The sequence below is a fragment of the Sulfitobacter sp. M39 genome, from assembly GCF_021735935.1.
Classification (GTDB): Bacteria; Pseudomonadota; Alphaproteobacteria; order Rhodobacterales; family Rhodobacteraceae; genus Sulfitobacter.
The window spans coordinates 1,283,232-1,307,977 of the sequence record NZ_WMDZ01000001.1 but is presented as its reverse complement, the minus strand read 5'-3'; the positions used below and the strand labels follow the sequence as shown (position 1 = coordinate 1,307,977).

Below are 24,746 nucleotides of genomic sequence, written 5' to 3'. Positions count from 1 at the left end.
GCAGATGACAAGAACTGGGGCGCGGCATGATGCGGCTTGAGAAACGGCCGCAGGCCAGCCGGGCGTTTTCCTATGCAACGCCGGTTCTGGCGGTGATTGCAACGATGGTTTTTGGCGGCGCGCTGTTCGCAGTGCTTGGCAAAGACCCTGTGGCGTCGATCATGACGATTTTCTGGGAGCCGCTGTTCGGCGATTTCGCCTTTTACTATCGCCCGCAACTGCTGGTGAAAGGGGCGCCCCTGGTCTTGATCGCCATTGGCCTGTCGCTGGGGTTCAAGGCGGGGATCTGGAACATCGGGGCCGAGGGCCAGTACATCATGGGGGCCATTTGCGGTGCCGGTGCAGGTCTGGCCTTCTACCCCGCAGAGAGTGTTTTTATCTTTCCGGTGATGGTGCTTGCAGGCGCGCTTGGCGGATGGGTCTGGGCCATGATCCCTGCCGTGCTCAAGGTCAAATTCGGGACGAACGAGATCCTGGTGTCATTGATGCTGGTCTATGTGGCGGAACAATTCCTCGCCTCTGTCAGTCTTGGATTGCTGAAAAACCCCGAAGGCTTCGGCTTTCCGGGCAGTCGCAACCTGCAGCAATACGCCTCGGCCCATAATGGCGAGTTGATCGCGGGATCGGGGATGCATTGGGGGGTGGTTGCGGCCCTGATCGCGGTGATCTTTGCCTATGTGTTGCTGGCGCGGCACCGGTTGGGCTTTGCCATCCGCGTGACCGGCGAGGCACCGCGGGCGGCGCGGTTTTCCGGCGTGAACCCGACGCGGCTGGTGTTGTTCTGCATGGGCATGTCGGGTCTGCTGGCCGGTCTGGCAGGCATGTTCGAGGTCGCGGGCCCTGCGGGGCAGATCACCATCGATTTTAACGTGGGCTACGGGTTCACCGCGATCATCGTCGCCTTTCTGGGGCGGTTGCATCCGGTGGGTATCCTGCTGGCCGGTGGCCTGATGGCGCTGACCTATATCGGAGGCGACATCGCGCAAAGCCAGTTGGGTCTGCCTGCCGCCGCCATTCAGGTGTTTCAGGGGATGTTGCTGTTCTTCCTGCTCGCCTTTGATCTTTTCACCCATTACCGGCTGCGCCTTGGCCGGACGGAGGTCGCGTAATGGATCTGTCTGCAATCAATCCGGTGCTCTTTGTCGCGGGCTTTCTGGTGGCGGCGACGCCGCTGATCTTTGCCGCTTTGGGCGAGTTGGTGGTCGAGAAATCCGGCGTGCTGAACCTTGGCGTCGAAGGGATGATGATCATTGGCGCGATCTGCGGCTTTGCCACGGCCGTTGAAACCGGATCGCCCCTGTTGGGCTTTGCGGCCGCCGCCGTGGGGGGCGCGTTGCTGAGCCTGCTGTTCGCCTTTCTGACCCAGATCACGCTGGCCAATCAAGTGGCATCGGGGTTGGCGCTGACGCTGTTCGGGCTGGGGTTTTCGGCTTTGCTGGGGCAGAGCTATGTCGGGATCAAACCGCCGCGCCTGCCGGATGTGAACTTTGGCCCGCTGCATGACATCCCCGTCATCGGGCCGATCTTCTTTTCCCATGACATTATTCTGTACTTGGGCTTTGCGCTGGTCGTCGCCGTTTGGGCTGTGCTGAAATTCACCCGCATGGGGCTGATCCTGCGCGCTGTTGGCGAAAGCCACGAAGCGGCCCACGCCCTTGGCTATAAGGTGGTGCGCATCCGCACGCTGGCGATCATGTTTGGCGGGGCCTGTGCCGGTCTGGGCGGGGCCTACATCAGCCTGATCCGCGTGCCCCAATGGACCGAAGGCATGACCGCCGGTGTGGGCTGGATCGCCCTTGCGTTGGTTGTTTTTGCCAGCTGGAAGCCCTGGCGGCTGTTGCTGGGTGCCTATCTTTTTGGCGGTATCACGCAGCTTCAACTAAATCTGCAGGGTGCCGGCGTTGCTATTCCAGTCGAGTATCTGGCAATGTCACCCTACATCATCACCATCCTTGTACTGGTGATCCTTTCTGCGGATAAAAGCGCTGCTCCGGCATCGCTGGGCCGCATTTTCCACGCCTCAAACTAGGGGCATATCTTCAAGCGCCCGCAAAAAAGGCGCGTTACTCAGGGGACTACGTTATGAAATTCACCACACTTATGGCCAGCGCGGCTTTGGCGCTTGGGCTTGCAGGCGGGGCCTATGCCCAGGACAAGACCAAGGTCGGCTTTGTCTTTGTTGGCCCCGTCGGCGATGGCGGCTGGACCTATGAACACAACCAAGGTCGTTTGGCTGTCGAAAAGGAATTCGGCGACGCGGTCGAAACCGTGTTTGTCGAGAGCGTGGCCGAGGGCCCCGATTCCGAGCGTGTGATGACGCAGATGGCATTGGACGGTGCGGATCTGATCTTTACCACCTCGTTTGGCTATATGGACCCGACCATCAACATCGCGGCCAAATTTCCGGATGTGAAATTCGAGCACGCCACCGGCTACAAGCGCGCCGACAACGTGTCGACCTATTCCGCACGTTTCTACGAAGGCCGCGCCATTCAGGGCCACATCGCAGGCAAGATGACCAAATCGAACATCATCGGCTATATCGGGTCCTTCCCGATCCCCGAAGTGATCCGTGGCATCAACTCGGCCTATATCCACGCCAAGAAGGTGAACCCCGATGTCGAGTTCAAGATTGTTTGGGCCTACACATGGTTTGACCCCGCCAAAGAAGCAGATGCGGCCAAGGTTCTGATCGAACAGGGTGCGGATGTCGTCCTGCAGCACACCGATTCCACAGCACCTCAGGCGGCGGCGCAAGAAGCGGGCGACGTGATCACCTTTGGTCAGGCGTCCGACATGGCGCAATACGCGCCCAAGCCGCGCGTCTCGTCGATCATTGACGATTGGGCCCCCTATTACATTGCCCGCACCAAAGCGGTCATGGATGGCACATGGGAAAGCACAGACACATGGGACGGCATCGGTGCCGGCATGGTTGGTATCGGCGAGATTACGGACGCCGTGCCTGCTGATGTGAAAGAGGAAGCGCTGGCGCTGAAAGCATCGATCGCGGATGGGTCCTACCACCCGTTCACCGGCCCGCTGAAAAAGCAGGACGGTTCCGATTTCCTGGCGGAAGGCGAAACAGCCGATGACGGCACGCTGGCGGGCATGAACTTCTATGTCGAAGGCATCAAGGGCGACATTCCGAACTAAGCCGGACACTGACCTGACACGATCAAAGGCCTCGCATCCGCGGGGCCTTTTTTGTTGCGAAATCACCGCAGTGACCCGTCTTGCGACAAAACGCATCTGGTGTGGGGCAACCAAGCTGCCTACAGAAGGCACATGCGCTTTCTGCCCGCCTTCCCCTGCCAGCTGCTTGCCACCGTTCTGGTGCTGCTGTCGCTTGCGACATCGGGGTTTGCGCATCGTTTCGCGCCCGTAGACCTGTCGCCCGAGCTGCAAGCCTATGTTGCCAATGGCGGCGCGCTGGCGGACCTCTGCGGCACCGGTGATAGCCCGCACTCAGGCACTATGGCCGATTGTAAGACCTGCCGTCTGATCGGTGCCATGGCGCTGCCCCAAGCGGTCACCGGCCTGCCCGTTCCCGTGCTTGAGAAAACGCAAACCCTGCGCTTTGTGGCGAAACGGCTGCTGCACACACGCAAGCCTGACCCCAGCCGGCTGACCCGCGCCCCGCCCCAAGTCTGAACATCTATCCCATCTGTTCATTCTTTCCGCCTGCCGATGATGCAGGCCCTTAGGCTTGGAGCCCTCATATGACGACCCCTACCCAAACCACGCAGCCCGACGGCGGCGTGAACAAACTCTACTTTGCTGCATGGCGCTGGCATTTCTATGCGGGGCTGTTCGTGCTGCCCTTTCTGTCGGTTCTCGCCATAACCGGCATGGCGATGCTGTGGATCGCTTGGATTGACGGGCGCGACGGTGAATATACCCCGGTGACCGTGCAGGAAACCGTTCTGTCGGTCTCGGCTCAGTCGCAAGCCGCGGTCGAGGCCGTGCCCGGCGGCACGCTGGTGCAATATGTGGCGCCGCGCGCGCCTGATCTGGCGGCCCTGTTCCGCGTGGACCACGATGGGGATGCGGTGATGGTTGCGGTTGATCCCTATACGGCCAAGGTGATCGAGAGCTTTCCGCGTCGGTCCGGCTGGTACGATTTCGCGGATGGCATGCACAGTGATCTGATGCTGGGGGTGACCGGTGATCGCATGATAGAAGCCGCGGCCTCGATCGCCTTGGTGCTGATTACCACGGGGCTTTATATGTGGTGGCCCCGCGGTGCAGGCTGGCGCGGAACGCTGGTGCCACGTTTCACCAAGGGCCGTGCGATGTGGAAATCGCTGCATGGCGTTGTGGGCATCTGGGTGTCTGCCTTTCTGGTGCTGTTCCTGATCTCGGGCCTGTCGTGGGCGGGCATCTGGGGCGGCAAGATGGTGCAAGCCTGGAGCCAGTTCCCCGCCGAGAAATGGGACGCCGTGCCCCTATCGGACGACATCCACGCCAGCATGAACCACCACCGCCGCGAGGTGCCTTGGGCGCTTGAGCAAACGCCGATGCCTGCCTCTGGAAGCGCGGCTGGGGACGCGGGCATTGCAGGGGCCGTCACCATTGACAGCATCGATGCATTGGCGCGCGAGATCGGCTTTGACGCGCGCTATCAGATGAACCTGCCGCAGGACGATACTGGCGTCTGGACGCTGAGCCGCGATTCCATGAACACCGACAGCACCGACCCGATGTCGGACCGCACCGTGCATATCGACCGGCACAGCGGCAATATCCTCGTCGATGTGCGCTATGCCGATTATTCGCTTGCGGGCAAAGCCATGGCAGTGGGGATTGCGCTGCACATGGGCACCTTGGGGCTGCTGAGCGTGCTGGCCAATACGCTGGTCTGCCTGTCGGTGCTGTTCCTCTGCGTCAGTGCGCTGGTGCTTTGGTGGAAGCGTCGCCCTACCGCCGCTGGCCGCCTGTCCGCTCCGCCCATGCCGTCAGAGCTGCCGTTGTGGCAGGGTGCCGTGCTGGTCGGACTGTTCGTGTCGATGGCCTTTCCCATGGCCGGGGCCGTGCTGCTGAGCGTGCTGGCGGTCGATGTGTTGATCCTGTCGCGCCTACCCGCGCTGCGCCACCGTCTGACCTGACCTAAAGCCCCCCCCGCGCCGCTTGTCAAATACGGCGCGGGGGATGCATGCCCACTACCCATCCGCCTGCAACACGCTATCATCAGCGTCATGATCAAAATCCACCACCTGAACCGGTCCCGCTCTCATCGCATTTTGTGGCTGCTCGAAGAAATCGGCGCGCCTTATGATGTCATTCCCTATACCCGCGATGCCAAGACCAACCTCGCCCCGCCCGAGCTAAAGCTCGTGCACCCCTTGGGCAAATCCCCCATGGTCGAGATTGACGGCACGCTGATTGCCGAGAGCGCCGCAATCACCGAAGTGCTCTGCACCCGTTTCGCCCCCGAGATGATACCGGATCGTGACAGCGCCGCCTATCTGCAGCACCTTGAACTGATGCATTTCGCCGAAGGGTCCGCGATGACGCCGATCCTGCTGAACCTCTATGTCAGCCGCTTAGGCGACGCCGGTGCGCCGCTGCATCCGCGCATCACGTCTGAGCTGGACAACCATTATAGCTACATGAACAGCCGCGTGCGGGCCTCGGGGCATTTTGTGCAGGATACATTGTCAGCGGCGGATATCATGCTCAGCTTTCCGGCAGAGATCGCGATGCAGCAGGGCCGCGCCAAGGATTATCCGGCGCTCGCCGGCTTTGTCGAGATGATCCACGCGCGCCCCGCCTATGGCCGCGCCACCGCGCGCGGCAAGACCGATGCCTAACCGCGCGGTTGCACGTCCCACCGGCCCATGTCACCCATAAGCACGGAACGTGGGGCCGGCGGGATAGACCTGCGCGAAACCGGTGCAAGGGACAGGGGGTACCTATGACAGAAAACACATCCGATATCCTTGTGATCGGCGGCGGCATCGCGGGCATCTCTGCCGCGGCGCGCCTGTCTGGTGATGCAAAAGTCACGGTGATCGAAGGGGAAAAAGCGCTTGGCTATCACGCCTCTGGCCGGTCGGCCGCGCTGATCGAAGAGAATTACGGTGCGCCCTCTGTGCAGGCGCTGAACAAGGCCACGGTCGGTTATCTCCGCGACGGCGGCTACCTGACCCCGCGCGGCTTGATGATCATCGCCGACCGCCACGAGGAAGAGGCGTTTCACAGCGATCTCGCCCATATGGGGGTCGAACAGATCACCCCCGACGATGCGCGCCGCCTTGTGCCGATCCTGGCCGCTGAGCGCGTCGCCTTTGCCGGCTACCACGCTGACGCCCATGACATTGATACCGACCGCTTGCTGCAGGATTTCGCCAAAGAGCTGCGCGGCAATGGCGGGCAGATTGAAACCGGGGATCCCGTCACATCCATCACCCGCAAAGGCAATACGTGGAAGGTCACCGCAGGCCCGCACACCTATCACGCCGCAAAACTGGTCAACGCCGCCGGAGCCTGGGCCGACCAGATCGCCATTCTGGCCGGTGTGCCCCCCATCGGCATCACCCCCTACCGCCGGTCCATGGCCCGCATTGCGGCACCGGGCGGGCATGACCTGTCGCGCTGGCCGATGTTCTTTGGCGTCGGCGAAACATGGTACGCCAAGCCCGACGCGGGCGCGCTGCTGATCTCGCCCGCCGATGAGGACGCGACCGAACCGCAGGACGCATGGGCCGATGACATGGTACTGGCCGAAGGGTTGGAGCGGTATCAGAACATGGTCGCCGTGCCGCTGACGAAACCCATCGCGACATGGGCGGGGCTGCGCAGCTTTGCCGTGGACCGCACGCTGGTGCTGGGCCCCGATCCCGCCCAGCCCGACTTCATCTGGAGCGCGGGACAAGGCGGGTACGGTTTCCAGACCAGCGCCGCCGCCTCGCAACTGGTGGCCGATCTGACCCTCGGCAACGCCCCCTCGCTGCCCGATCCGGTGGTCGAGGCGCTGCGCCCCGACAGGCTGCGCGCATGACAGCCAAGCTTCCCCCAAGCGCCAGCGTCGCTCTGCCCACCCGCGGTGCCATGCTGCACGCCCCCGCCGCCGACCGTAACAAAGACGCCCTGTGTGACCTGCTGCGTGACCATGCACCTCAGACTGGTCGCGCGCTCGAGATTGCCAGCGGGACGGGGCAGCATATCGCCGCCTTCGCTCGCGCCCTGCCCGATCTGCACTGGCAGCCGACCGAGCCCGCCCCCGACCGCCGCGCCAGCATCGACGCCTATATCGCCGAGGCCGGGCTGACCAACGTCGCCCCCGCCGCCCCACTGGATGCAACAGCGGCGGGCTGGCACGAGACACGGCCACCGCAAGACCTGATCTTCCTCGCCAACCTGCTGCATCTGATCCCGACAGAGGCCGTACAGCAGGTCATCGCCGAAGCCGCCCTTGCGCTCGCCCCCGGTGGCACGTTGATCCTCTATGGTCCGTTCCGCCGCGAGGGCGTGCTCACCTCCGACGGTGACGCGAAATTCGACGCCGAGCTGCGCACCGCCGATCCTGCGATCGGGTACAAGGATACGGTCGACATCACACGTTGGCTCAGCGATGCTGCACTAAGCCCGATCGACAGGATCGACATGCCCGCCAATAATCTGGCCTTTATCGCACGAAAGCCGTGACCCTATGCCCCGACTTCGCGTCCTTGCCCTCCTCTCTGCCCTTGCCCTTTCGGCCTGTGGTGCGCCGCAACTCTCTGTCCCTGTGGGGGATGTGACGGCGGCCAATTTCGGCGACCGCAAGCCGTTCGACTGGCCCGGCCAAAGCCCCGACCGCTATGCGGTGCACGGCATCGATGTGGCGCGCTTCCAGCAACCGCTGAACTGGGGCGAGGCCCGCGTCTCCGGCGTGAACTTCGCCTTCATCAAAGCCACCGAAGGCGGCGATCTGCTGGACCCGATGTTCCAGAACCACTGGGAGGGTGCCGGCCGCGCCGGTGTCGCCCGCGGGGCCTACCACTTCTATTATTTCTGCACGACGCCCGAGAAACAGGCCCGCTGGTTCATCGAAAACGTGCCCAAGACCGCAGGTATGCTGCCCCCCGTGCTGGATTTGGAGTGGAACCCCTTTTCCCCCACCTGCACCCTGCGCCCGCCCGCTGATACCGTCCGCCGCAACGCGCAGACCTTCCTAAGCATCCTGCGCGCGCATTACGGGCAACAGCCCGTCGTCTACACCACGCCAGAGTTCTATGCCCAGAACGATATGGGGCGTCTGCGCGGCGTTGAATTCTGGCTCCGCTCCACCGCGGCCCACCCCTCCGAGAAATACCCCAATGAGCGCTGGACCTTCTGGCAATACACCAGCACCGGCCGTGTCCCCGGTGCCGCCGGCGACATCGACATCAACGCCTACGCCGGCAGCCCCAGCAGCTGGGACAACTGGCTCGCGCGGCGTCAGGTGCGGTAGATCGCCGCTACAATCCAGCAGAGCAAGACCTTTGACATTGCTATTATAAATTGAACCTGGCAGGGTTTTCCGAGCGAAAACGGCAGGTATATGGCGACACGTCGAAATTGGACCGAAGACGAGGTAGCTGATGCTTTGTCACTGTATCTGCGGCTTCCTTTTGGCAAGTTCCATTCCAGCACACCGCAGATCATCCGCATGGCAGAACGGATCGGACGCACGCCATCGGCTGTGGCAATGAAACTGTCCAATCTTGCCGCGCTGGATGACACGCTGCCGCAAAGGGGGCTCGCCAACCTTTCTGCGATGGACCGGCAAGTCTGGGCGCGGTTCCGTCAAGACCCCTCTATCGTATTTAACGCCTATGAAGCGCAGATCTTGCAGTCACCCCAGCACACACCCGGTTTTTCCGAGCAGCGGCAGGCAAACTGGATCGCTAAGCAATCCGAAGTCGCCGAACGTACTGTTATACAGCGGCGCGGACAAAGCTTCTTTCGCGAGATGATCCTGAACAACTATCGCTCTCGCTGTGCACTAACTGGTATCGACGATACGCGCCTGCTGACCGCAAGCCATATCGTCGAGTGGCAAGAGGACGATGCTCAACGGTTCTACCCCGAAAATGGCATTTGCCTGAACGCCCTTCATGATCGCGCCTTTGACCGACATCTGATCAGTTTTGACGATTGACCTGCCCCCCGAGGCTCCCTCATTCATAGTGAGAGTTTGCGGGTTTGGATTTCATATTCTTCATCGTCATTTTGGGCAAGCGCGTCGTGTGCGGTGCCCTCAAATTGCTCAAGCGCACGGCGCGCTTCAGCAGGTGCTTGGTTTCCGAGTGATGAGTGCGGTCTGACGTTGTTGTAATCGTATCGCCAGAGAGCCAGCTTGCGGCGAGCATCATCCAAGGTGTCGAAGATCTCCTCGTTGAGCAGCTCGTCGCGCAGACTGCCGTTGAAGCTTTCGATGAAGGCATTCTGCTGCGGTTTGCCCGGATCGATATAATGCCAATCAACATCGTTATCGCCAGCCCACTTCAGGATCGCACGACTGGTGAACTCTGTGCCGTTATCACTGACGATACAGGCAGGCTTCCCATAAACGCGCACAAGCGCATCTAACTCGCGTGCCACCCTCGCACCTGAGATGCTGGTATCGGCCATCAGGCACAGGTTCTCACGGCAGCAGTCGTCATTCACTGCCAGCATGCGGAACTTGCGCCCCTCTCATGGTTTGTAAACAAACCACTGCCGGGCAGCGGATGCGCCGAACGTATCAGACACAAAATCCAACGACCAACGCTCGCCTGGTCGCAAAGCCACAGGCATAGGTGTCCGCGATCCACGCGCACGTTTACGGCCTCTGCGCCGCCTGACACCCGGCTTTTCCTCGGTGTAGAGACGATACAGCTTCTTGTGGTTCATAATCATGCCTTTGCGTTCCAACAGCACGCCAATCCGGCGATAGCCGAACCGACGCCGTTTGCTGGCAATCGCTTTCATCTCTTCGCGAACTTCAGGATTATCCGGCGGCTTGTCGCGCCGAACGGTCTTGGGATCGACACCGACCAGCCTGCACGCACGACGTTGCGAGATATCATGATCCCGCATCGCCTTGCGTGCTACAGCCCGTCGCACATTCGGTGTCGTCAGCTCTTTCCCAGCAAATCCTTCAGAACAACGTTATCGAGCATCGTATCGGCCAGCAGACGCTTCAGCTTCGCGTTCTCATCTTCCAGCGATTTAAGCCGGTGGGTGTCTGACACGTTCATGCCGCCATACTTGGCTTTGAGCTTGTAAAACGACGCCGGGCTCAGGCCATGCCTACGACACACCTCTGCCGTCGGCATCCCAGCTTCCTGTTCTTTGATCATCCCGATTATTTGGGCTTCGGTAAATCGGCTCTGTCGCATTTGTTTGCTCCTTCAAAGCTTGAGCAAACTCTACATTAAACTGAGGGAAGTTTCGGGGGGCAGGTCACGATGATTACCGCATGATCATGGCCGATGATTTGCCCGCTGACTCTAAACGCAAACTAGCTGTCGGGGCCTCCAAAAGGTTGCAATTACCAGAACGGTTCCTGCCCGACCCTGCGTATCTTAGACATCACCGGAAGCGCATGGCCGAGCGGCAGAGCATGCCGCCGCTCGATTAGGTTCAAGCGTCAACCATCCACGCGGATCGTTGCGTTTTTCGGGTCGTAGGGGCTGTCTTCGACCACTTCGGCGTCCCATAGCTGGTCGAACATCTTGACCTTCAGCTTCGTGCCGACCACCGCGATTTCGGGTTTGACGTAGCCCATGCCGATGGATTTTCCGAAGGCCACAGAATACCCGCCCGAAGTCAGACGACCAACGCGGGTGTCGCCGTGATACAGCACTTCGCGGCCCCAAGGGTCGGCGTCGTCGGGCCCGTCGATCAGCAAGGTCACGCATTTGCTGCGAATGCCATGGGCCTGCATTGCGTCCTTGCCGTGGAAGTCCTTGGACAGATCGACAAAACGCGGCAGGTCGGCCTCTAGGGGGGTGGCATCGCGGCCCAGTTCATTGCCGAAAGCGCGGTAGGATTTCTCTTGCCGCAGCCAGTTCTGTGCGCGCGCGCCAACCAGTTTCATCCCATGTTTCTCGCCCGCCCTCTCCAGCAGATCGAACAGGTGGTTCTGCATCTCGATCGGGTGGTGCAGCTCCCAGCCGAGCTCTCCGGTATAGGCGACGCGGATCGCACGGACGGGGACCATCCCCAGCTCGATATTGCGCATGGTCAGCCAGGGGAACCGCTTGTTGCTCAGCACCGTCTCGGGGTCCGCGTCCTTGATGACCTCTTTCAGGACATCGCGCGATTTGGGGCCCGCAATGGCAAAGACACCCCATTGCGTGGTCACGTCATGACATGCGATATAACCGAATTCGGGCGCTTTATCGGCAATGGCCTTGCGCAGGAAATCACTGTCATATGCCGTCCAGGCCCCGGCGGACACAAGGTAGTATTCATCCTGAGCGAGCCGCACGATGGTATATTCGGTGCGCGTGGTGCCGTTGATCGTCAGCGCATAGGTCAGGTTGATGCGCCCGACCGAGGGCAGCTTGTTGCAGGTAAACCAATCCAGAAAGGCCGTGGCCCCCGGCCCCTTGACCAGATGTTTGGTAAAGGCGGTCGCATCGATCAGGCCCACGCCCTCGCGGATCGCCTTGGCCTCATCGACCGCATGCTGCCACCAGCCGCCGCGCCGGAAGGACCGGCTGTCGTGGTCATTGAACCCCAGCGGCGCAAAGTAGTTCGGGCGTTCCCACCCGTTCACATGGCCGAACTGTGCGCCACGGGCGGCCTGACGGTCGTAGGCAGGCGAGGTACGCAAGGGCCGACACGCGGGGCGCTCCTCATCCGGGTGGTGCAGGATATAGACGTGCTCATACGCCTCTTCGTTCTTGCGCGCGGCATATTCGGTGGTCATCCAGTCGCCATAGCGTTTGGGGTCCAGCGAGGCCATGTCGATCTCGGCCTCGCCCTCGACCATCATCTGCGCAAGGTAGTAGCCCGTGCCACCTGCCGCCGTGATCCCGAAGGAGAACCCTTCGGCCAGCCACATATTGCGCAGGCCGGGTGCCGGTCCAACCAGCGGGTTGCCGTCGGGCGTATAGCAGATCGGTCCGTTGAAATCGTCCTTCAGACCGGAGTCGGCGCAGGACGGCACACGTTCGGCCATCGCCATGTACTGATCCGCGATCCGGTCCAGATCCAGCGGGAACAGATCAGCCCGGAAGCTGTCCGGCACGCCGTATTCAAACCGCGCTGGAGCGCCGTGCTCGTAGATGCCTAGGATCCAGCCGCCGCGTTCCTCGCGCGCGTAGGATTCATTGTCCGCATCCCGCACAACCGGATGCTCCGGATTGCCCTTGGCGCGCCATTTGACCAGCTCGGGGTCCTGATCCATCACGATAAACGTATGTTCAACCGGAATGGCGGGCATCTTGATACCCAGCATCTTGGCGGTGCGCTGCGCGTGGTTGCCGCTAGCGGTGACGACGTGCTCGGCGGTGATCACGACCTGCTCGTCCGAGGGGACAAGGTTCCCGCCCTTCTCGACCATCTTGGTGACGGTCACTTCCCATGCCGCGCCATTCCAGTGAAACGCATCCGCCTGCCACTTACGCTCAATTGCCACCCCCCTCTGCCGCGCGCCCTTGGCCATCGCCATGGTGACATCGGCGGGGTTAATGTAGCCGTCGGTCTCGTGATACAGCGCGCCTTTCAGATCGCCGGTCTTGATCAGCGGCCATTTTGCCTTGATCTCGTCCGGCGTCATGAAGGTGTAGGGCACGCCGCAGGTCTCTGCTGTCGAGGCATAAAGCATGTATTCATCCATGCGTTCGTCCGTCTGCGCCATGCGCAGGTTCCCCACAACGGCAAAGCCCGCGTTCAGGCCGGTCTCTTCCTCAAGCGTCTTGTAGAACTTGATCGAATAGTCGTGGATGTGGGTCGTTGCAAAGGACATGTTGAAATAGGGCAGCAACCCCGCCGCGTGCCATGTGGACCCCGAAGTCAGCTCGTCCCGCTCAAGCAACATCACATCGTCCCATCCGGCGCGGGCCAGATGATAGGCAATCGACGTGCCAACGGCGCCGCCGCCCACAACCAGTGCTTTGACTTGAGTTTTCATGAATCCAATGCTCCGCCAGAATAGGTCTTAGCGACATTTAGCAGTCCCCGCGCAAAACGCAGAACCCAGCCGACCAAAGACAGCACAAATGCGACCAACGTCGAAAAACTCGCGTGCAGGCCGCTTCCAAATGGTTAAAAATCCCCGCCGGAGGCATCGCATCCCTGCCGGTGGCAGGGATCGATATACCGCCTGCGCCGCCCCAACTACACCAAGGATTCGGGAAGAATCTTGCCCGGGTTCATAATGTTATCGGGGTCGAGCGCCTGTTTGATCGCGCCCATGACGCCCACTGCCGCTCCCAGTTCCTTGACCAGATAGGGGCGTTTGCCCTGCCCGATGCCATGCTCACCCGTACAGGTCCCCTCCATCGAGATCGCGAGCTCGTTGAGCCAGCTGATGAAGTCTTCGGCGCGGGCGACTTCATCCGCGTCGTCCATATCCAGCAGCAGCGAGGCGTGGAAATTGCCGTCACCTGCGTGGCCGACGATGGGCGCGATCAGGTCCAGCTCCGCCGCTTTGGCGTTCGCGCGCCCGACCGCTTCGGCCAGTCTAGAAATCGGCACGCAGACATCGGTCGCAACCGCCTTGCAGCCGGGGCGCAGGGCCAAGATTGCCCAATAGGCATCGTGCCGCGCTTGCCACAGCTTGTTGCGTTCCTCCATCGTGGTGGTCGCCTGATAATCGGTGCCGCCGTTTTCATCGGCGAGCGCTGCGAATGTCTCGGTCTGTTCGACCACGCCCGCGTCAGAGCCGTGGAACTCCAGCAACAACATCGGCGTTTCGGGTAGCGACAGCTTGGCATAGCCGTTCACCGCGCGCACGACCATCGCGTCCAGCAGCTCTATCCGCGCGACGGGCAGCCCGTATTGGATCACGCTTTGCACCGTTTCACAGGCCGCCTCGACCGAGGGGAAGGAACAGCGGGCAGAGCTGATCGCCTCGGGTATGCCTTGCAGCTTCAGCGTGATTTCGGTGATCACGCCCAATGTCCCTTCAGAGCCCACCATCAGACGCGTCAGATCGTATCCGGCAGATGATTTGCGCGCCCGTGCGCCAGTGCGGATTACCGTGCCATCGGCCATCACCGCCTCGACCGCCAGCACGTTGTCCTTCATCGTGCCATAGCGCACCGCATTGGTGCCCGAGGCCCGCGTCGCCGTCATCCCGCCAAGCGAAGCATTGGCCCCCGGATCAATGGGAAAGAACAGCCCCTGATCCCGCAAATGGGTGTTCAGCGCCTCGCGCGTGACGCCGGGTTGCACGCGGCAATCCAAATCGCCGGCGTTGACTTCGACCACAGCGTCCATCTGCGTGACGTCAATTGACACGCCCCCCGCGGGCGCATTCACATGCCCTTCAAGCGAGGTGCCGGTGCCAAAGGCGATGACCGGCACCTTATGCGCGGCGCAGACCTTGACCACAGCGGCGACATCGTCGGTCGAACGGGCAAAGACCACGGCGTCGGGGGCCTGATTTCTGATCCAGGTCGTCGTATGCCCGTGCTGTTCGCGGATCGCTTCGCCCGTCTGGAAACGTTCGCCGAATTGCTGCTTGAGGATACCCAAAGCGGTGTCGATCCCGGTCTCGTTGCGGGGCATGTCGGTGGCCTGTGCCATGTGGTCTTTCCTTTGGTTCAGAGTGGGCGATCACTCGCCAAGGGCGATGCCTTCGCGGCGCGGGTCAGCCCCGCCGCGCAGATCATCGCCAATCGAAATCATATGCAAGCCCGAGGTCAGCGCGCGGGTGTTCACCTCGTATCCAAGCGCGGTCAACGCATCGGCCATCGCGGCGGCGTCGGTGCCTTCCTCAAGGTCGTAGGGGCCGAAGCGGTTGATCGCATGGGGCAGCGCTGCGGCCTGTTGCACGTCCATGCCCCAATCCAGATGCGCGATGATCGCGCCCGCGACATAGCCGATGATGCGGCTGCCACCGGGGCTGCCCACGGCCAGAACCGGCGCGCCATCCTTCATCACAATCGTCGGTGCCATCGACGAGCGCGGACGTTTTCCCGGCTCGACCCGATTGGCAATCGGCACGCCATCGGTATGCGACCGGAAAGAGAAATCCGTCAGCTCGTTGTTCAACAAAAACCCGCGCACCATCAGGCGGCTCCCAAAGCCGTTTTCGATGGTGGTGGTCATGCTTGCGACATTGCCCATGCTGTCCACGATCGACACATGCGAGGTTGACGGCAGCTCGATAGAGATATCATCGGCAAAGTTCAGGGCATGGTCAAAAGCGGGCGCGCCCGCGGTGACTTCGGGCAGCGCATCGTCGCCCTGCAACAGCTTGGCGCGTTCCTCCAGATAGGATCGGTCGAGCATACCGGTCACCGGCACCGGCACATAATCGGTATCGGCCACATAGCGCCCCCGATCCGCAAAGGCGAGCCGCGAGGCATCGCCGATCAGCCGCAGTACATCTGCGTCCGCCGGTCCCGCGCTCAGGTCCGCGTTTTCCAGCAGCCCCAGTATTTGCCCAACGGCCAGCGCACCAGAGGACGGCGGCCCCATGCCACAGACCTCGTGCCCGTGATAGGGCGCGCAAAGGGCGTCGCGTTCCTTGACCCGATAGATCGAGAGATCGACCTCTGACAGCACACCGGGGTTGCCTTTCGCCCCTTGCACTGTCGCCACAATGTCACGCGCAATGTCGCCGGTATAGAAAGCCTCCACCCCGCGTTCTGCCAGCGCTGCAACCGTGCGGGCATAATCGGGGTTCTTGAGCGTATCCCCCGCCTGCACCGGCACGCCATCGGGCATGAAGTAATCTGCGGTTGTTGCGGAGGTTGCCAGCCGTTCGGCGTCATCAGCCACCAGCCCCGCAAGACGTGGGGACACGGCAAAACCCTTCTCGGCCAGTGCGACAGAGGGGGCCAGCAGCTCGGCCCAGGGCTGGTTGCCCCATTTCTCATGCGCTGCAGCCATCAACGCAGGGGTGCCCGGCGTACCGACCGACCGCCCGCCAACGACGGCGTCAAAGAATCCCAGCGGGACACCCTGATCGTCCTGAAACAATTGCGGCGTGACCGCCAGCGGCGCGGTTTCGCGCCCGTCCAGCGTGGTCAGCCTGCCCGATGCGGCGTCATACCAGACCAGAAACGCCCCGCCGCCCAGGCCAGAGCTTTGCGGCTCCACCAGCCCCAGCATCGCTTGGACGGCGACCAGCGCATCGGCAGCGGTGCCGCCCCGTGCCAGCACACCCGCCCCCGCCTGAACCGCATGCGGGTTGGCGGCGGCGACCATCCAGTTCTGGGCGATGACGGGTTTGCCCGCATCCTTAGCCTCGAAGGCGGCGGTGATCCGCGGCGACATGCCGGTAAAGCTGCCTTGGCTGGCACCTTCGGGCGCGACACTATCGGCGGCCTGTTGCGCGAAAGCGGCCCCGCTTACAAAACCACCTACGGCGATGGCTGTGCAGGTCCGCCCGATGTATTTTACAATGTGATGTGCAAGCATGGTCCCCTCCCCGTTCCGGTGCTCGGGGTCAACCTACTTGTTTTTAGCGCCAGCGCAAATTGAACCGCACCGGCGCTGCGCCTAAAGCATCGAGGGCACGACCTGATCCGGCGGACGGTGTCCGTCTTCGAAGGTCTTGATGTTGATGATGACCTTCTCGCCCATCTCTACCCGCCCTTCGAGCGTCGCAGACCCCATATGCGGCAAGAGCACGACATTGGTCAGCTCGCGCAAGCGCGGGTTGATGTCGGTGCCGTGTTCATAAACGTCCAGCCCCGCGCCTTGCAGCTCGCCCGCGCGCAGCATCCGCGTCAGGGCGTTTTCGTCGATCACCTCCCCCCGGGAGGTGTTTACGATCACCGCGTCGGGCTTCATCAGCTTCAGGCGGCGGGCGTTCATCAGATGGAAGGTGCTGGGGGTGTGCGGGCAGTTGATGCTCATCACGTCCATGCGGGCCACCATCTGGTCAAGGCTTTCCCAATAGGTCGCGCCAAGGCTCTCTTCGATCTCGGGGCGCAGACGGCGGCGGTTGTGATAGTGGACCTGCATGCCAAAGGCAGCCGCGCGCCGTGCGACGGCCTGACCAATGCGGCCCATCCCCAGAATACCCAAACGGCGGCCGCTGACGCGCCCGCCAAGCAGCGCAGTCGGGGCCCAGCCCTGCCAATCGCCTTTTTGCATCTGCGCCATGCCTTCGGACATGCGCCGTGTGACCGCGAGAATCAGCGCCATGGTCATATCGGCGGTGTCTTCCGTCAGCACACCGGGGGTATTGGACACCAGAATCCCGCGCTGCCGCGCTGTCATCACGTCAATATGATCGACCCCCGCCCCGTAGTTCGCGATCAGTTTCAGCCGGTCCCCCGCCTGCCCGATCAGTGCCGCGTCGATTTCATCGGTCACGGTGGGCACCAGGATATCCGCAGTTTTCATCGCCTCGCCCAGTTCAGAGCGGGTCATCGGCGTGTCATCCGCGCGCAACGTCACATGAAACAGTTCCGTCAATCGCTTTTCGACGACTTCCGGCAACCGTCGCGTGACTACAACACTTAGCGGTTGCTTTGACATTGTGGGCCTCCCAAATATGGCTTTGCACTGTGCTTGGTGGCATGGTGTCCCAAGCAGAGACGAGGCACAAGAACCTCGCAGGGCAAAACTGCATTAAATCAACGGCAACAGACCAGACAGGCAGTCATGAAACCGATGTTACGTTCCGTCCTTTTGGGCACCCTTGCAGCCGTTCACCTGTGCACCACCCCGGTTTTCGCACAAGAGGTCGGTCAGGTGACCAACCTGCCGGTGCCCCGTTTCGTGTCCATGAAAGCCAGCGAGGGGAACGTGCGGCGCGGGCCTTCGCTGACGCACCGGATCGACTGGGTGTTCAAACATCGCGACGTGCCGCTGCGCATCACGGCAGAGCATGGCCACTGGCGCCGCGTCGAAGACCGCGACGGCATGGGCGGCTGGGTGCATTATTCGCTTTTGTCGGGCACACGCACCGTGCTGGTGGAACAAGACCGTCTGCAGCTGCTTGTCCGCCCCGACCCCAAGGCCCCCGTCGAGGCAGAGCTTGAACTGGGCGTGATCGCGCGGCTCGGAGCCTGCGACCTTGAATGGTGTTTCCTGCGGGTCGGCGGCTATAAAGGCTGGGCCCCCAAAGCGCGGCTTTGGGGCGTGGGCCCGAAAGAGCTACGCGACTGACCGCGCAATTGCACATGCCGCGGTCTTGGGTTTAGGTGACACAACACCGTCCCCATGATCAGGAGCTCTCATGCGCGCAGTCACCTATTCCACCCTTGGCGAAGCACGCGACGTGCTGACCCTGACCGAGATGCCAACCCCTGCCCCCGCTGCGGGCGAGGTGCTGGTGCGGCTGGCCGTGTCGGGGGTGAACCCCTCCGATGTGAAATCCCGACGCGGGCGCCCCGGCATGACCCATCCCCCCTTCGAGACAGTGATCCCGCATAGCGATGGCGCCGGCGTGATCGAGGCCGTGGGCGACGGTGTGGACCAAGCCCGCGTGGGCCAGCGCGTCTGGATCTGGAACGGGCAATGGCAGCGCCCCTTCGGCACTGCTGCGACCCATATCGCCCTGCCGCAAGCGCAGGCCGTCCCGCTGCCCGATGACGTGAGCTTTGACACTGCCGCCAGCCTTGGCATCCCCGGGCTAACCGCGGCCCACGCTGTGTTCAACGGCGGTGATGTCGCGGGGCAAACGCTGCTTATCCAAGGGGGCGCGGGCACGGTCGGCTATCTCGCCGTACAATTCGCCGCCTGGGCCGGCGCCCGTGTGATCGCCACCACCGGAGCCAGCGGGGCCGAGCGCGCAAAATCCGCCGGTGCAGACGTCGTGCTGGACTATAGCGCCCCCGATCTGGCGCAACAGGTGCTTGATGCCAACGGTGGTGCCCCCGTCGACCAGGTCATCGAGGTCGAATTCGGTGCCAATATCGCGCTGGATGCAGAGGTGATCAAACCCAACGGGCGCATCGCGGCCTATGGCTCTGCCAAAGTGATGGAGCCGACGCTCCCCTTCCTGCCGCTGCTCTTCAAGGCGGTGACCATCGACATCATCCTCGTCTACCTGCTGACCGAGGCCGAACGTGCCCTCGCGATCAAGAAAACCCATCAAGCCTTGGCCGAAGGTGCGCTGCACTGCCCGGTCGAACAAACATTCGCGCTGTCAGACACGGTCAAAGCCCATGAAGCCGTCGAAGCCGGTGCCCGCGCAGGTGCGATCTTGATCAACTGCGAAGGCTGACAGCGCTCGCCCGCGACATATACTGAACTCTTAAAGCGAGAGGGAGGACGGCGGCGGCGCGCCCCCGCCCCCCCTTTTCGCGCGATCACGTGTTAGCTCGGTTGCAGCATATCAGCAGCAAGACATACAGCGGCAATAGGCCCCCTGCGGCAGAGCCCCCCCTTATCCTCCCCAAAAGAACACAGCCTGCTCTGCCCCAAACACGGCACAAGAATAAATTCCGAGATTCTCCCCACTTTTTCTCCAGAAAGGTATTGCACCCCCCCGCACTCCGGACTAATTACGCCCACACGTTGGGATGTAGCCAAGTGGTAAGGCAACTGTTTTTGGTACAGTGTACCGTAGGTTCGAATCCTACCATCCCAGCCAACTTTCTTACTCACACTCGAAATAACAAAGACTTAACCAAGTCTGGCACGTCGTGTGTGTCACAGTCTCAAACTGCTGTGACACAGAGTGTGACACATGGCCTTGCGCGCTATGCCCAGCAGCAGCGCGTTTCAGTCCGCGGAAACCACCGACGAAAACCTAAATATCGAGCCGGCCCCTACCTGATGCGTAGAGGCCGGATGTTCTATTTCCGTAAACGTTTGCCAGTAGGCATATCAAAATTCGGCCCAAACCAATTTATCTGTCTTTCTTTGCGAACCCACCTCCCACTCGACGCCGTGAAGCGTGCCGCCAGGCTGCTTTCGGTCTACGAGAAAAAGGAGACAGATTTCGTGGACGCACTGACCGAACAAAAATTGAGCCCCGATACCGCTAAAGCGATACTGTTGGAGGCAATGCGCGGCGAACTGGGCAAGATGGCCGCTGAAGAAAGACAAGCGGATCCGGTATCTGATGCAGATATTGATCAGCGACTTGCAGCGCTTGAGGCGGAAAACCGACGCTTGCGGCGAGCAGCCCGCAACAAGGAATGGGGAGACGTGCTGGTTCTTCTGAAAGAGGCCAGTGCTCTGGTTTCCGTAGGCCTCCAAGAGCCCATCCCTAACGATCTGGGTCAACGTGCCAATACGCTAAAGCGACGTCTCAACGATGTAAAAATCGCTATGGATGAAGGCGATGACGTACGAACAGCCAGTCGAGACCTTTTGGCAGACCATGGCGTTGCGGATTTTGATACTTTTATTAAGGCTCCTATTCTCTTGTCCGAAGCAAAAGACAAAACCGATGAGCTTTACCCGTCAAAAGACATGAAGCGGATTACGGCAGGGGTTCACCGACTTCTGGAGGAATTCTTTGGCAACAGTCCCATCTCAATATTGACGAAGGAAAAACAGAAGGAATTTCTGGGGTGGGCTTCAAGGTTGCCAAGAACTCAAGGCAGGAGCCATGGTAAGAACCGCTATGGGCAGGCCGGAAAAACTGTAACCAAGGCAGAAGAAATCTCGAAAGCCGATGCAGAGGACCTTCTTTGCTTAGAAGAAATTCGATCGATTGAAGGCATTTCGGATGCCGAAAAGCGAGCGCTATTGGCGCATCGTCTTGTTCCGCGCGTGACCATCAATACGCTTAGAAAATATCGTGACGCCATGAATCGCATGTTCAAATCGGCACAGGAACTGGGTGCCGATGTGCCAGAGGCCATCCCATACTCCAAAATGGAACATCACATCAGATCTCTCGCGCCAGAGGACAAGCTTTATATCCGTGTCACGAAACCGAAGATCCGCATGCCTTGGACGGAGGAAAGAATTTCAAAGCTTCTATCGTGCCCAATCTACAGTGGCTGCGCGTCAGAACACCGTCGCTGGCAGCGCGGAAAGCTCATCATTCGCGACGCAGACTATTGGGTGCCTCTGATTGTTTTGACAATAGGATCTCGAATTGAAGAGATCCTATTGCTCAAACGAAGCGATGTTCGTTACCGTGATGGGATCTATTTATTGGCAATCGCATCAGGTGCGGAAAATTGTGGTAAAACCGAAGATGCGAAGCGCCTCGTTCCTATCCCAAAGATGCTGATCGATCTGGGATTCATCGAATGGTTTCAGTCTTTACAGCAAGATCACGGTGTTCTTTTGTTCCCCGAGGCTGCCAGACGCTCCCAGTCCGGAGAAGTAAGTACAGCCTATGGCAAGCACCTTCGCCGAATATTCAATCACATTGGGATTGGCGATTTTGATGAGGATTTCTATGCGCTTCGGAAGACATTTTCGAGCGCCCTGAAGCGAGAGGACGTGGAGGAGGGTCAACGCCAAGCAATTGCAGGGCACAAGCATGGTTCAATCATCAACGTGCACTATACAGCGCATCACCTCAGTGACTTGAAGGATGCCGTCGATAAAGCAGATTTCAAACTCCAAATCGGTAAAAAACGTCAGTACGGTTTTCCGGTCATCATATCATGCGACTTGGCACAGGGCGCATCGCTCGATGTGGAGATTACACTCGGTGAACTTTCCGAGGCGGATACCGTTGTTGTGCGTGACCCAAATCTGGCGCAACCGCTTCTCATGCATTCGGGTATTGTAGAGCTATCGCATGAAAAGGTGCGGCAGTTAGCAGCAAGACTACGCGAAATAACTGCGCTGCGCCCTCTCAATTTACCAAAGAGCGCGGGAAAGCGTGCAGCGTTTGAGGCTTTGCTGGCACTGGCCTGACCTTGTTCAAGGCTGGATTGAAGTACTGCGTTAAGCAACGAACTTTTTGACCATTCACCAGCGGATCCAAAGCAAGGCTTGAAGGCTGCGTAATGCCGCAACGACGCGCTCGCCTCATATGCTGCATTACACCGCGCTGGCTTCCTTCCTGTCGTTTAAAAGACAGGAAGGAAGCGTTGAAGAAGCTGAGTGATCCAACCAAGCCTTTGAATTGCCTGCAGCAACTTTCTCGACTGCATCGAACAACGTGCGGGTTGCGTGGGCCAATCTGGGATGTATCATCCTTGGAAGGCTAAACGCCGTTTCGCAGTTCCACCCCAAGGAGTTTCACCATGTCCGACAATTACGTCGCTCTTTTGGGCACGAAAGGAGGGCCAGCCATCCGTCCGGGATCCGCGATGCCGACGTCATCGTTATATGCACTGAACGGCCAGAAAATTATTGTCGACTGTGGGTTGGGTGTGACCAAAGGTTTGGTCGATCAAGGCATACAACTGAAAGACCTGTCACTAATCATAATCAGCCACTTGCATTCGGATCACTACCTTGAATTGGGGCCGCTTTTGCACACCGCGTGGACGGCAGGTCTTAGAACACGCGTAGACATCTATGGCCCACCCGGGTTGGATATGTATTGGGAAGGTTTTTGCTCCTCGATGGAGGCAGACATCGACCTGCGCATCGAAGACGAAGGTCGACCGGACTTGCGTCATCTCATAACCATTCATGCTATCGACGCCGGGCTTGTGGTATCCCGTGATGGCGTCACGATCTCAGCCATTCGGAACCAACATCCACCACTCGTCGATACCTTCGCATTTTCGTTCAAGACTGATGAGGTCCACGTCGTATTTTCAGGCGACACCGCCCCAATCAGAGCGCTCGAAAATTTCGCGCGAGGTGCGGATCTGTTGATCCACGAGGCAATGCTGGAGTCCGCTCTACCCGCGCTATTAGAACGAGTTGGAAACGGCAGTGACAAGTTGATGGCGCACTTTCTAAGATCTCACACCTTTGCCCATGAGGCGGCAATGACGGCAGCGAATGCAGGAGTAAAACGACTTGCTCTCACGCACCTCATTCCTTCCGATGACCCTGCCTATGACGCAAAGGATTGGCAGGACGCCTGTGCTGGGCACTACAATGGCGAGCTTATTGTAGGCCATGATGCGATCCGCATAGCACTCTGAGAAGCCGGATCATGCAACAACCGGAGAGCCTGCTTACTACATCGAAAGAACGGCTCAAAGACTCTGCCGCTATGGGAGGTTTAGGGCCACTGCGATTTCGGCACGCATTCACTCGCCGCGCAGGGATGGTCGGTTTGGCTCTAAGCCGTCGTTCGTCGCAAAGAGCACCACGGTCTGCTATTAAGCGACTGTGCCCATCACCCATGCTCAATCCATAATCTTCATGATCTACTAACGAGCGATTTATGCAACCGGTGCGCGATAAAACCGGGGCAGATCTTACGCCCATTAAACTTGCTGGTGCCATTGTGGTATAGAGGAGAGGGAACAAAGAAGTGAACGATCTGATGACAGACCTGAAAACAGATAAAACGGGCCCAAATCCGTTGGCACCGCGCCACATGACGGTTCGTGAAGCCTGCCCTGATGAAAGAGCACTTCGGGAAAAGCAGCACGGTAGTGCTTATGGCACTAATCCCCACGAAAACGACAAACTTGACAATATAAATCACGTCCTGCGGGGTGAAATCCTCAAGTCTGTAAGCATGGTGGATCAGGATAAGGCCTGCCGTTTGCTGGGCCTGTCATCCGAAGACGATTTTGCCAGCTTGGCGCGTCTCGAGAACCAGGGCAAAATCCTACGGGTAGAATATGAAGGACGCACAGCATATCCGTTATTCCAGTTCGATGTGGCCGGTAGACAAGTCTATCCGGTAATTATCAAACTGATGGAGATGCGCTCAGATGCTTGGGGTAGCAACTTCCATCTTCTGCACTGGCTTACTCTTCCCAACCGCAGCTTTAATGACGCACGGCCGTGCGATAGACTGCCGCATGATGCAGATGATATCGTGGCCAGCTTTGACGCTGAAATCTCAGAACCCCTTCACGGATAACGACGATCTACAAAAATGCTCCGGGCGACTCCAAAGGTACGTAGCAAAAGGGTTTACAGCTTGAGGGGCGCTCTTGAATAGCAAATATTTGTATCCACCGTCCCGATTGAAGCGCTGCCGAGATCATGCAAGAGGCAGTATGGTTTATCGATTTGCTGATGTAGATGAATTTTAGCTGTGCCGCAGGCCCACATCGAGTTATGACCACATCTATGACTGATCACTTACCCCCATGTCCTGAATGCTCTTCGGCCTATGTTTATCAAGTCGATAATTTATTGACCTGCCCGGAATGCGGTCACGAATGGGTATCTGAGGAACCGGCCGATACGGCATTAGAAGTGCGTGACAGCGTTGGAAACACCCTTGTGGATGGTGATACGGTCACCGTTATCAAAGATTTGAAGATCAGAGGCTCTTCCTCGGTGGTCAAGGTCGGGACCAAGGTCCGCGGTATTCGATTGGTGGACGGCGATCACGACATAGATTGCAAAGTTCCAGGAATTGGTAAGATGGGCCTAAAGTCTGAATTCGTGAAGAAAGTTGCTGAATAATTACAGCCCTTGGATAGGTCTAATTTGAGCAGCGACAGAATGTCGGCATCCGTAGCTTGAGGTACTCGGAGCACCCTGATGATTGTTGAGGTCAGTCCATTTGACCGCAACGAACAAGGTGTGTGACGGCATTTTAATCCTGTTCACTTTAGGCCGATGGGTAAGACCATTTGAAAGGCCGAAAC

At 59.8% G+C, this 24,746-nt stretch carries 20 protein-coding genes, 1 tRNA gene and 1 pseudogene; 17 read left to right on the top strand and 5 right to left on the bottom strand.

Translation table 11 applies throughout. From position 1 onward, the window contains the following. The first annotated feature begins 26 nt into the window (after nt 1–26). The 10 genes from GLP43_RS06300 to GLP43_RS06255 all read left to right on the top strand — a co-directional run bounded on the left by GLP43_RS06300 (nt 27) and on the right by GLP43_RS06255 (nt 9,127). Entirely contained in the window at nt 27–1,109 is a 1,083-nt protein-coding gene (locus GLP43_RS06300; RefSeq protein ID WP_009826323.1) for an ABC transporter permease, read from the top strand. Beyond that, nucleotides 1,109–2,029 carry an ABC transporter permease gene (locus tag GLP43_RS06295; RefSeq protein ID WP_237278639.1) on the top strand — a complete coding sequence of 307 codons (921 nt, stop codon included), beginning with the start codon at nt 1,109–1,111 and terminating at the stop codon, nt 2,027–2,029. Before GLP43_RS06300 ends, GLP43_RS06295 begins: the two co-directional genes overlap by 1 nt. Nucleotides 2,030–2,082: 53 nt before the next feature. Then, nucleotides 2,083–3,156: a BMP family ABC transporter substrate-binding protein gene (locus GLP43_RS06290; RefSeq protein WP_237278638.1), complete on the top strand. Its 1,074-nt coding sequence runs from the start codon at nt 2,083–2,085 to the stop codon at nt 3,154–3,156. 132 nt (nt 3,157–3,288) lie between these two features. Continuing rightward, nucleotides 3,289–3,654: a hypothetical protein gene (locus tag GLP43_RS06285; RefSeq protein WP_237278637.1), complete on the top strand. Its 366-nt coding sequence runs from the start codon at nt 3,289–3,291 to the stop codon at nt 3,652–3,654. Nucleotides 3,655–3,722: 68 nt separating this feature from the next. Then, entirely contained in the window at nt 3,723–5,108 is a 1,386-nt protein-coding gene (locus tag GLP43_RS06280) for a PepSY-associated TM helix domain-containing protein (protein ID WP_237278636.1), read from the top strand. Between the two features lie 90 nt (nt 5,109–5,198). Further along, complete coding sequence (locus GLP43_RS06275; RefSeq protein WP_237278635.1) at nt 5,199–5,813, top strand: glutathione S-transferase family protein; 615 nt, start codon at nt 5,199–5,201, stop codon at nt 5,811–5,813. Nucleotides 5,814–5,917: 104 nt separating this feature from the next. Then, nucleotides 5,918–7,003, top strand: coding sequence for an NAD(P)/FAD-dependent oxidoreductase (locus GLP43_RS06270; RefSeq protein ID WP_237278634.1), 1,086 nt, complete (start codon nt 5,918–5,920; stop codon nt 7,001–7,003). After that, nucleotides 7,000–7,650 (top strand): DUF938 domain-containing protein, encoded by a 651-nt coding sequence (locus tag GLP43_RS06265; protein WP_237278633.1) that lies wholly within the window; start codon nt 7,000–7,002, stop codon nt 7,648–7,650. The genes GLP43_RS06270 and GLP43_RS06265 overlap by 4 nt, the downstream gene beginning before the upstream one ends. A 4-nt stretch (nt 7,651–7,654) precedes the next feature. Continuing rightward, nucleotides 7,655–8,437 (top strand): glycoside hydrolase family 25 protein, encoded by a 783-nt coding sequence (locus GLP43_RS06260; protein WP_237278632.1) that lies wholly within the window; start codon nt 7,655–7,657, stop codon nt 8,435–8,437. Nucleotides 8,438–8,527: 90 nt separating this feature from the next. Beyond that, entirely contained in the window at nt 8,528–9,127 is a 600-nt protein-coding gene (locus tag GLP43_RS06255; RefSeq protein ID WP_237278631.1) for an HNH endonuclease, read from the top strand. Nucleotides 9,128–9,150: 23 nt separating this feature from the next. On the opposite strand, the pseudogene GLP43_RS06250 reads toward GLP43_RS06255, so the two are convergent. The 5 genes and pseudogenes from GLP43_RS06250 to GLP43_RS06230 form a co-directional block, all read right to left on the bottom strand. Beyond that, a pseudogene (locus tag GLP43_RS06250) lies at nt 9,151–10,349 on the bottom strand (IS3 family transposase). A gap of 251 nt (nt 10,350–10,600) precedes the next feature. After that, a complete protein-coding gene (locus tag GLP43_RS06245) occupies nt 10,601–13,093 on the bottom strand; it encodes a GcvT family protein (RefSeq protein ID WP_237278630.1) in 2,493 nt (830 codons plus the stop codon). A 206-nt stretch (nt 13,094–13,299) separates the two neighbouring features. Next, nucleotides 13,300–14,712, bottom strand: a complete 1,413-nt coding sequence (locus tag GLP43_RS06240; protein ID WP_237278629.1) for an FAD-binding oxidoreductase — start codon at nt 14,710–14,712, stop codon at nt 13,300–13,302. A 30-nt stretch (nt 14,713–14,742) separates the two neighbouring features. Then, nucleotides 14,743–16,554, bottom strand: coding sequence for a gamma-glutamyltransferase (ggt, locus tag GLP43_RS06235; protein WP_237278628.1), 1,812 nt, complete (start codon nt 16,552–16,554; stop codon nt 14,743–14,745). An 81-nt stretch (nt 16,555–16,635) separates the two neighbouring features. Further along, nucleotides 16,636–17,622 carry a 2-hydroxyacid dehydrogenase gene (locus GLP43_RS06230; protein ID WP_037954222.1) on the bottom strand — a complete coding sequence of 329 codons (987 nt, stop codon included), beginning with the start codon at nt 17,620–17,622 and terminating at the stop codon, nt 16,636–16,638. A 126-nt stretch (nt 17,623–17,748) separates the two neighbouring features. Between GLP43_RS06230 and GLP43_RS06225 the strand changes: the two genes are divergently transcribed. The 7 genes from GLP43_RS06225 (at nt 17,749) to GLP43_RS06195 (ending at nt 24,561) form a co-directional block, all read left to right on the top strand. Next, a complete protein-coding gene (locus tag GLP43_RS06225; protein ID WP_237278627.1) occupies nt 17,749–18,255 on the top strand; it encodes an SH3 domain-containing protein in 507 nt (168 codons plus the stop codon). 70 nt (nt 18,256–18,325) lie between these two features. Beyond that, nucleotides 18,326–19,315, top strand: coding sequence for an NADPH:quinone reductase (locus GLP43_RS06220; protein WP_237278626.1), 990 nt, complete (start codon nt 18,326–18,328; stop codon nt 19,313–19,315). Nucleotides 19,316–19,609: 294 nt separating this feature from the next. Continuing rightward, a tRNA-Gln gene (locus GLP43_RS06215) sits at nt 19,610–19,684 on the top strand. Between the two features lie 56 nt (nt 19,685–19,740). After that, nucleotides 19,741–21,921 carry a site-specific integrase gene (locus tag GLP43_RS06210; RefSeq protein WP_336885968.1) on the top strand — a complete coding sequence of 727 codons (2,181 nt, stop codon included), beginning with the start codon at nt 19,741–19,743 and terminating at the stop codon, nt 21,919–21,921. A gap of 332 nt (nt 21,922–22,253) precedes the next feature. Beyond that, a complete protein-coding gene (locus tag GLP43_RS06205; RefSeq protein ID WP_237278624.1) occupies nt 22,254–23,111 on the top strand; it encodes an MBL fold metallo-hydrolase in 858 nt (285 codons plus the stop codon). Nucleotides 23,112–23,446: 335 nt separating this feature from the next. Continuing rightward, a complete protein-coding gene (locus GLP43_RS06200) occupies nt 23,447–24,007 on the top strand; it encodes a hypothetical protein (protein ID WP_237278623.1) in 561 nt (186 codons plus the stop codon). Nucleotides 24,008–24,219: 212 nt separating this feature from the next. Next, nucleotides 24,220–24,561: a zinc ribbon domain-containing protein YjdM gene (locus GLP43_RS06195; protein ID WP_237278622.1), complete on the top strand. Its 342-nt coding sequence runs from the start codon at nt 24,220–24,222 to the stop codon at nt 24,559–24,561. Nucleotides 24,562–24,746: the final 185 nt, after the last annotated feature.

What these genes read in the sequence shown, in the direction of transcription:
- GLP43_RS06245 (WP_237278630.1), bottom strand. Translation starts at nt 13,093, where the DNA reads ATGAAAACTCAAGTCAAAGCACTGGTTGTGGGCGGCGGCGCCGTTGGC.
- GLP43_RS06220 (WP_237278626.1), top strand. Translation starts at nt 18,326, where the DNA reads ATGCGCGCAGTCACCTATTCCACCCTTGGCGAAGCACGCGACGTGCTG.
- GLP43_RS06265 (WP_237278633.1), top strand. Translation starts at nt 7,000, where the DNA reads ATGACAGCCAAGCTTCCCCCAAGCGCCAGCGTCGCTCTGCCCACCCGC.
- GLP43_RS06195 (WP_237278622.1), top strand. Translation starts at nt 24,220, where the DNA reads ATGACTGATCACTTACCCCCATGTCCTGAATGCTCTTCGGCCTATGTT.
- GLP43_RS06230 (WP_037954222.1), bottom strand. Translation starts at nt 17,622, where the DNA reads ATGTCAAAGCAACCGCTAAGTGTTGTAGTCACGCGACGGTTGCCGGAA.
- GLP43_RS06240 (WP_237278629.1), bottom strand. Translation starts at nt 14,712, where the DNA reads ATGGCACAGGCCACCGACATGCCCCGCAACGAGACCGGGATCGACACC.
- GLP43_RS06295 (WP_237278639.1), top strand. Translation starts at nt 1,109, where the DNA reads ATGGATCTGTCTGCAATCAATCCGGTGCTCTTTGTCGCGGGCTTTCTG.
- GLP43_RS06280 (WP_237278636.1), top strand. Translation starts at nt 3,723, where the DNA reads ATGACGACCCCTACCCAAACCACGCAGCCCGACGGCGGCGTGAACAAA.
- GLP43_RS06260 (WP_237278632.1), top strand. Translation starts at nt 7,655, where the DNA reads ATGCCCCGACTTCGCGTCCTTGCCCTCCTCTCTGCCCTTGCCCTTTCG.
- ggt (WP_237278628.1), bottom strand. Translation starts at nt 16,554, where the DNA reads ATGCTTGCACATCACATTGTAAAATACATCGGGCGGACCTGCACAGCC.
- GLP43_RS06270 (WP_237278634.1), top strand. Translation starts at nt 5,918, where the DNA reads ATGACAGAAAACACATCCGATATCCTTGTGATCGGCGGCGGCATCGCG.
- GLP43_RS06225 (WP_237278627.1), top strand. Translation starts at nt 17,749, where the DNA reads ATGAAACCGATGTTACGTTCCGTCCTTTTGGGCACCCTTGCAGCCGTT.
- GLP43_RS06255 (WP_237278631.1), top strand. Translation starts at nt 8,528, where the DNA reads ATGGCGACACGTCGAAATTGGACCGAAGACGAGGTAGCTGATGCTTTG.
- GLP43_RS06205 (WP_237278624.1), top strand. Translation starts at nt 22,254, where the DNA reads ATGTCCGACAATTACGTCGCTCTTTTGGGCACGAAAGGAGGGCCAGCC.
- GLP43_RS06300 (WP_009826323.1), top strand. Translation starts at nt 27, where the DNA reads ATGATGCGGCTTGAGAAACGGCCGCAGGCCAGCCGGGCGTTTTCCTAT.
- GLP43_RS06285 (WP_237278637.1), top strand. Translation starts at nt 3,289, where the DNA reads ATGCGCTTTCTGCCCGCCTTCCCCTGCCAGCTGCTTGCCACCGTTCTG.
- GLP43_RS06275 (WP_237278635.1), top strand. Translation starts at nt 5,199, where the DNA reads ATGATCAAAATCCACCACCTGAACCGGTCCCGCTCTCATCGCATTTTG.
- GLP43_RS06290 (WP_237278638.1), top strand. Translation starts at nt 2,083, where the DNA reads ATGAAATTCACCACACTTATGGCCAGCGCGGCTTTGGCGCTTGGGCTT.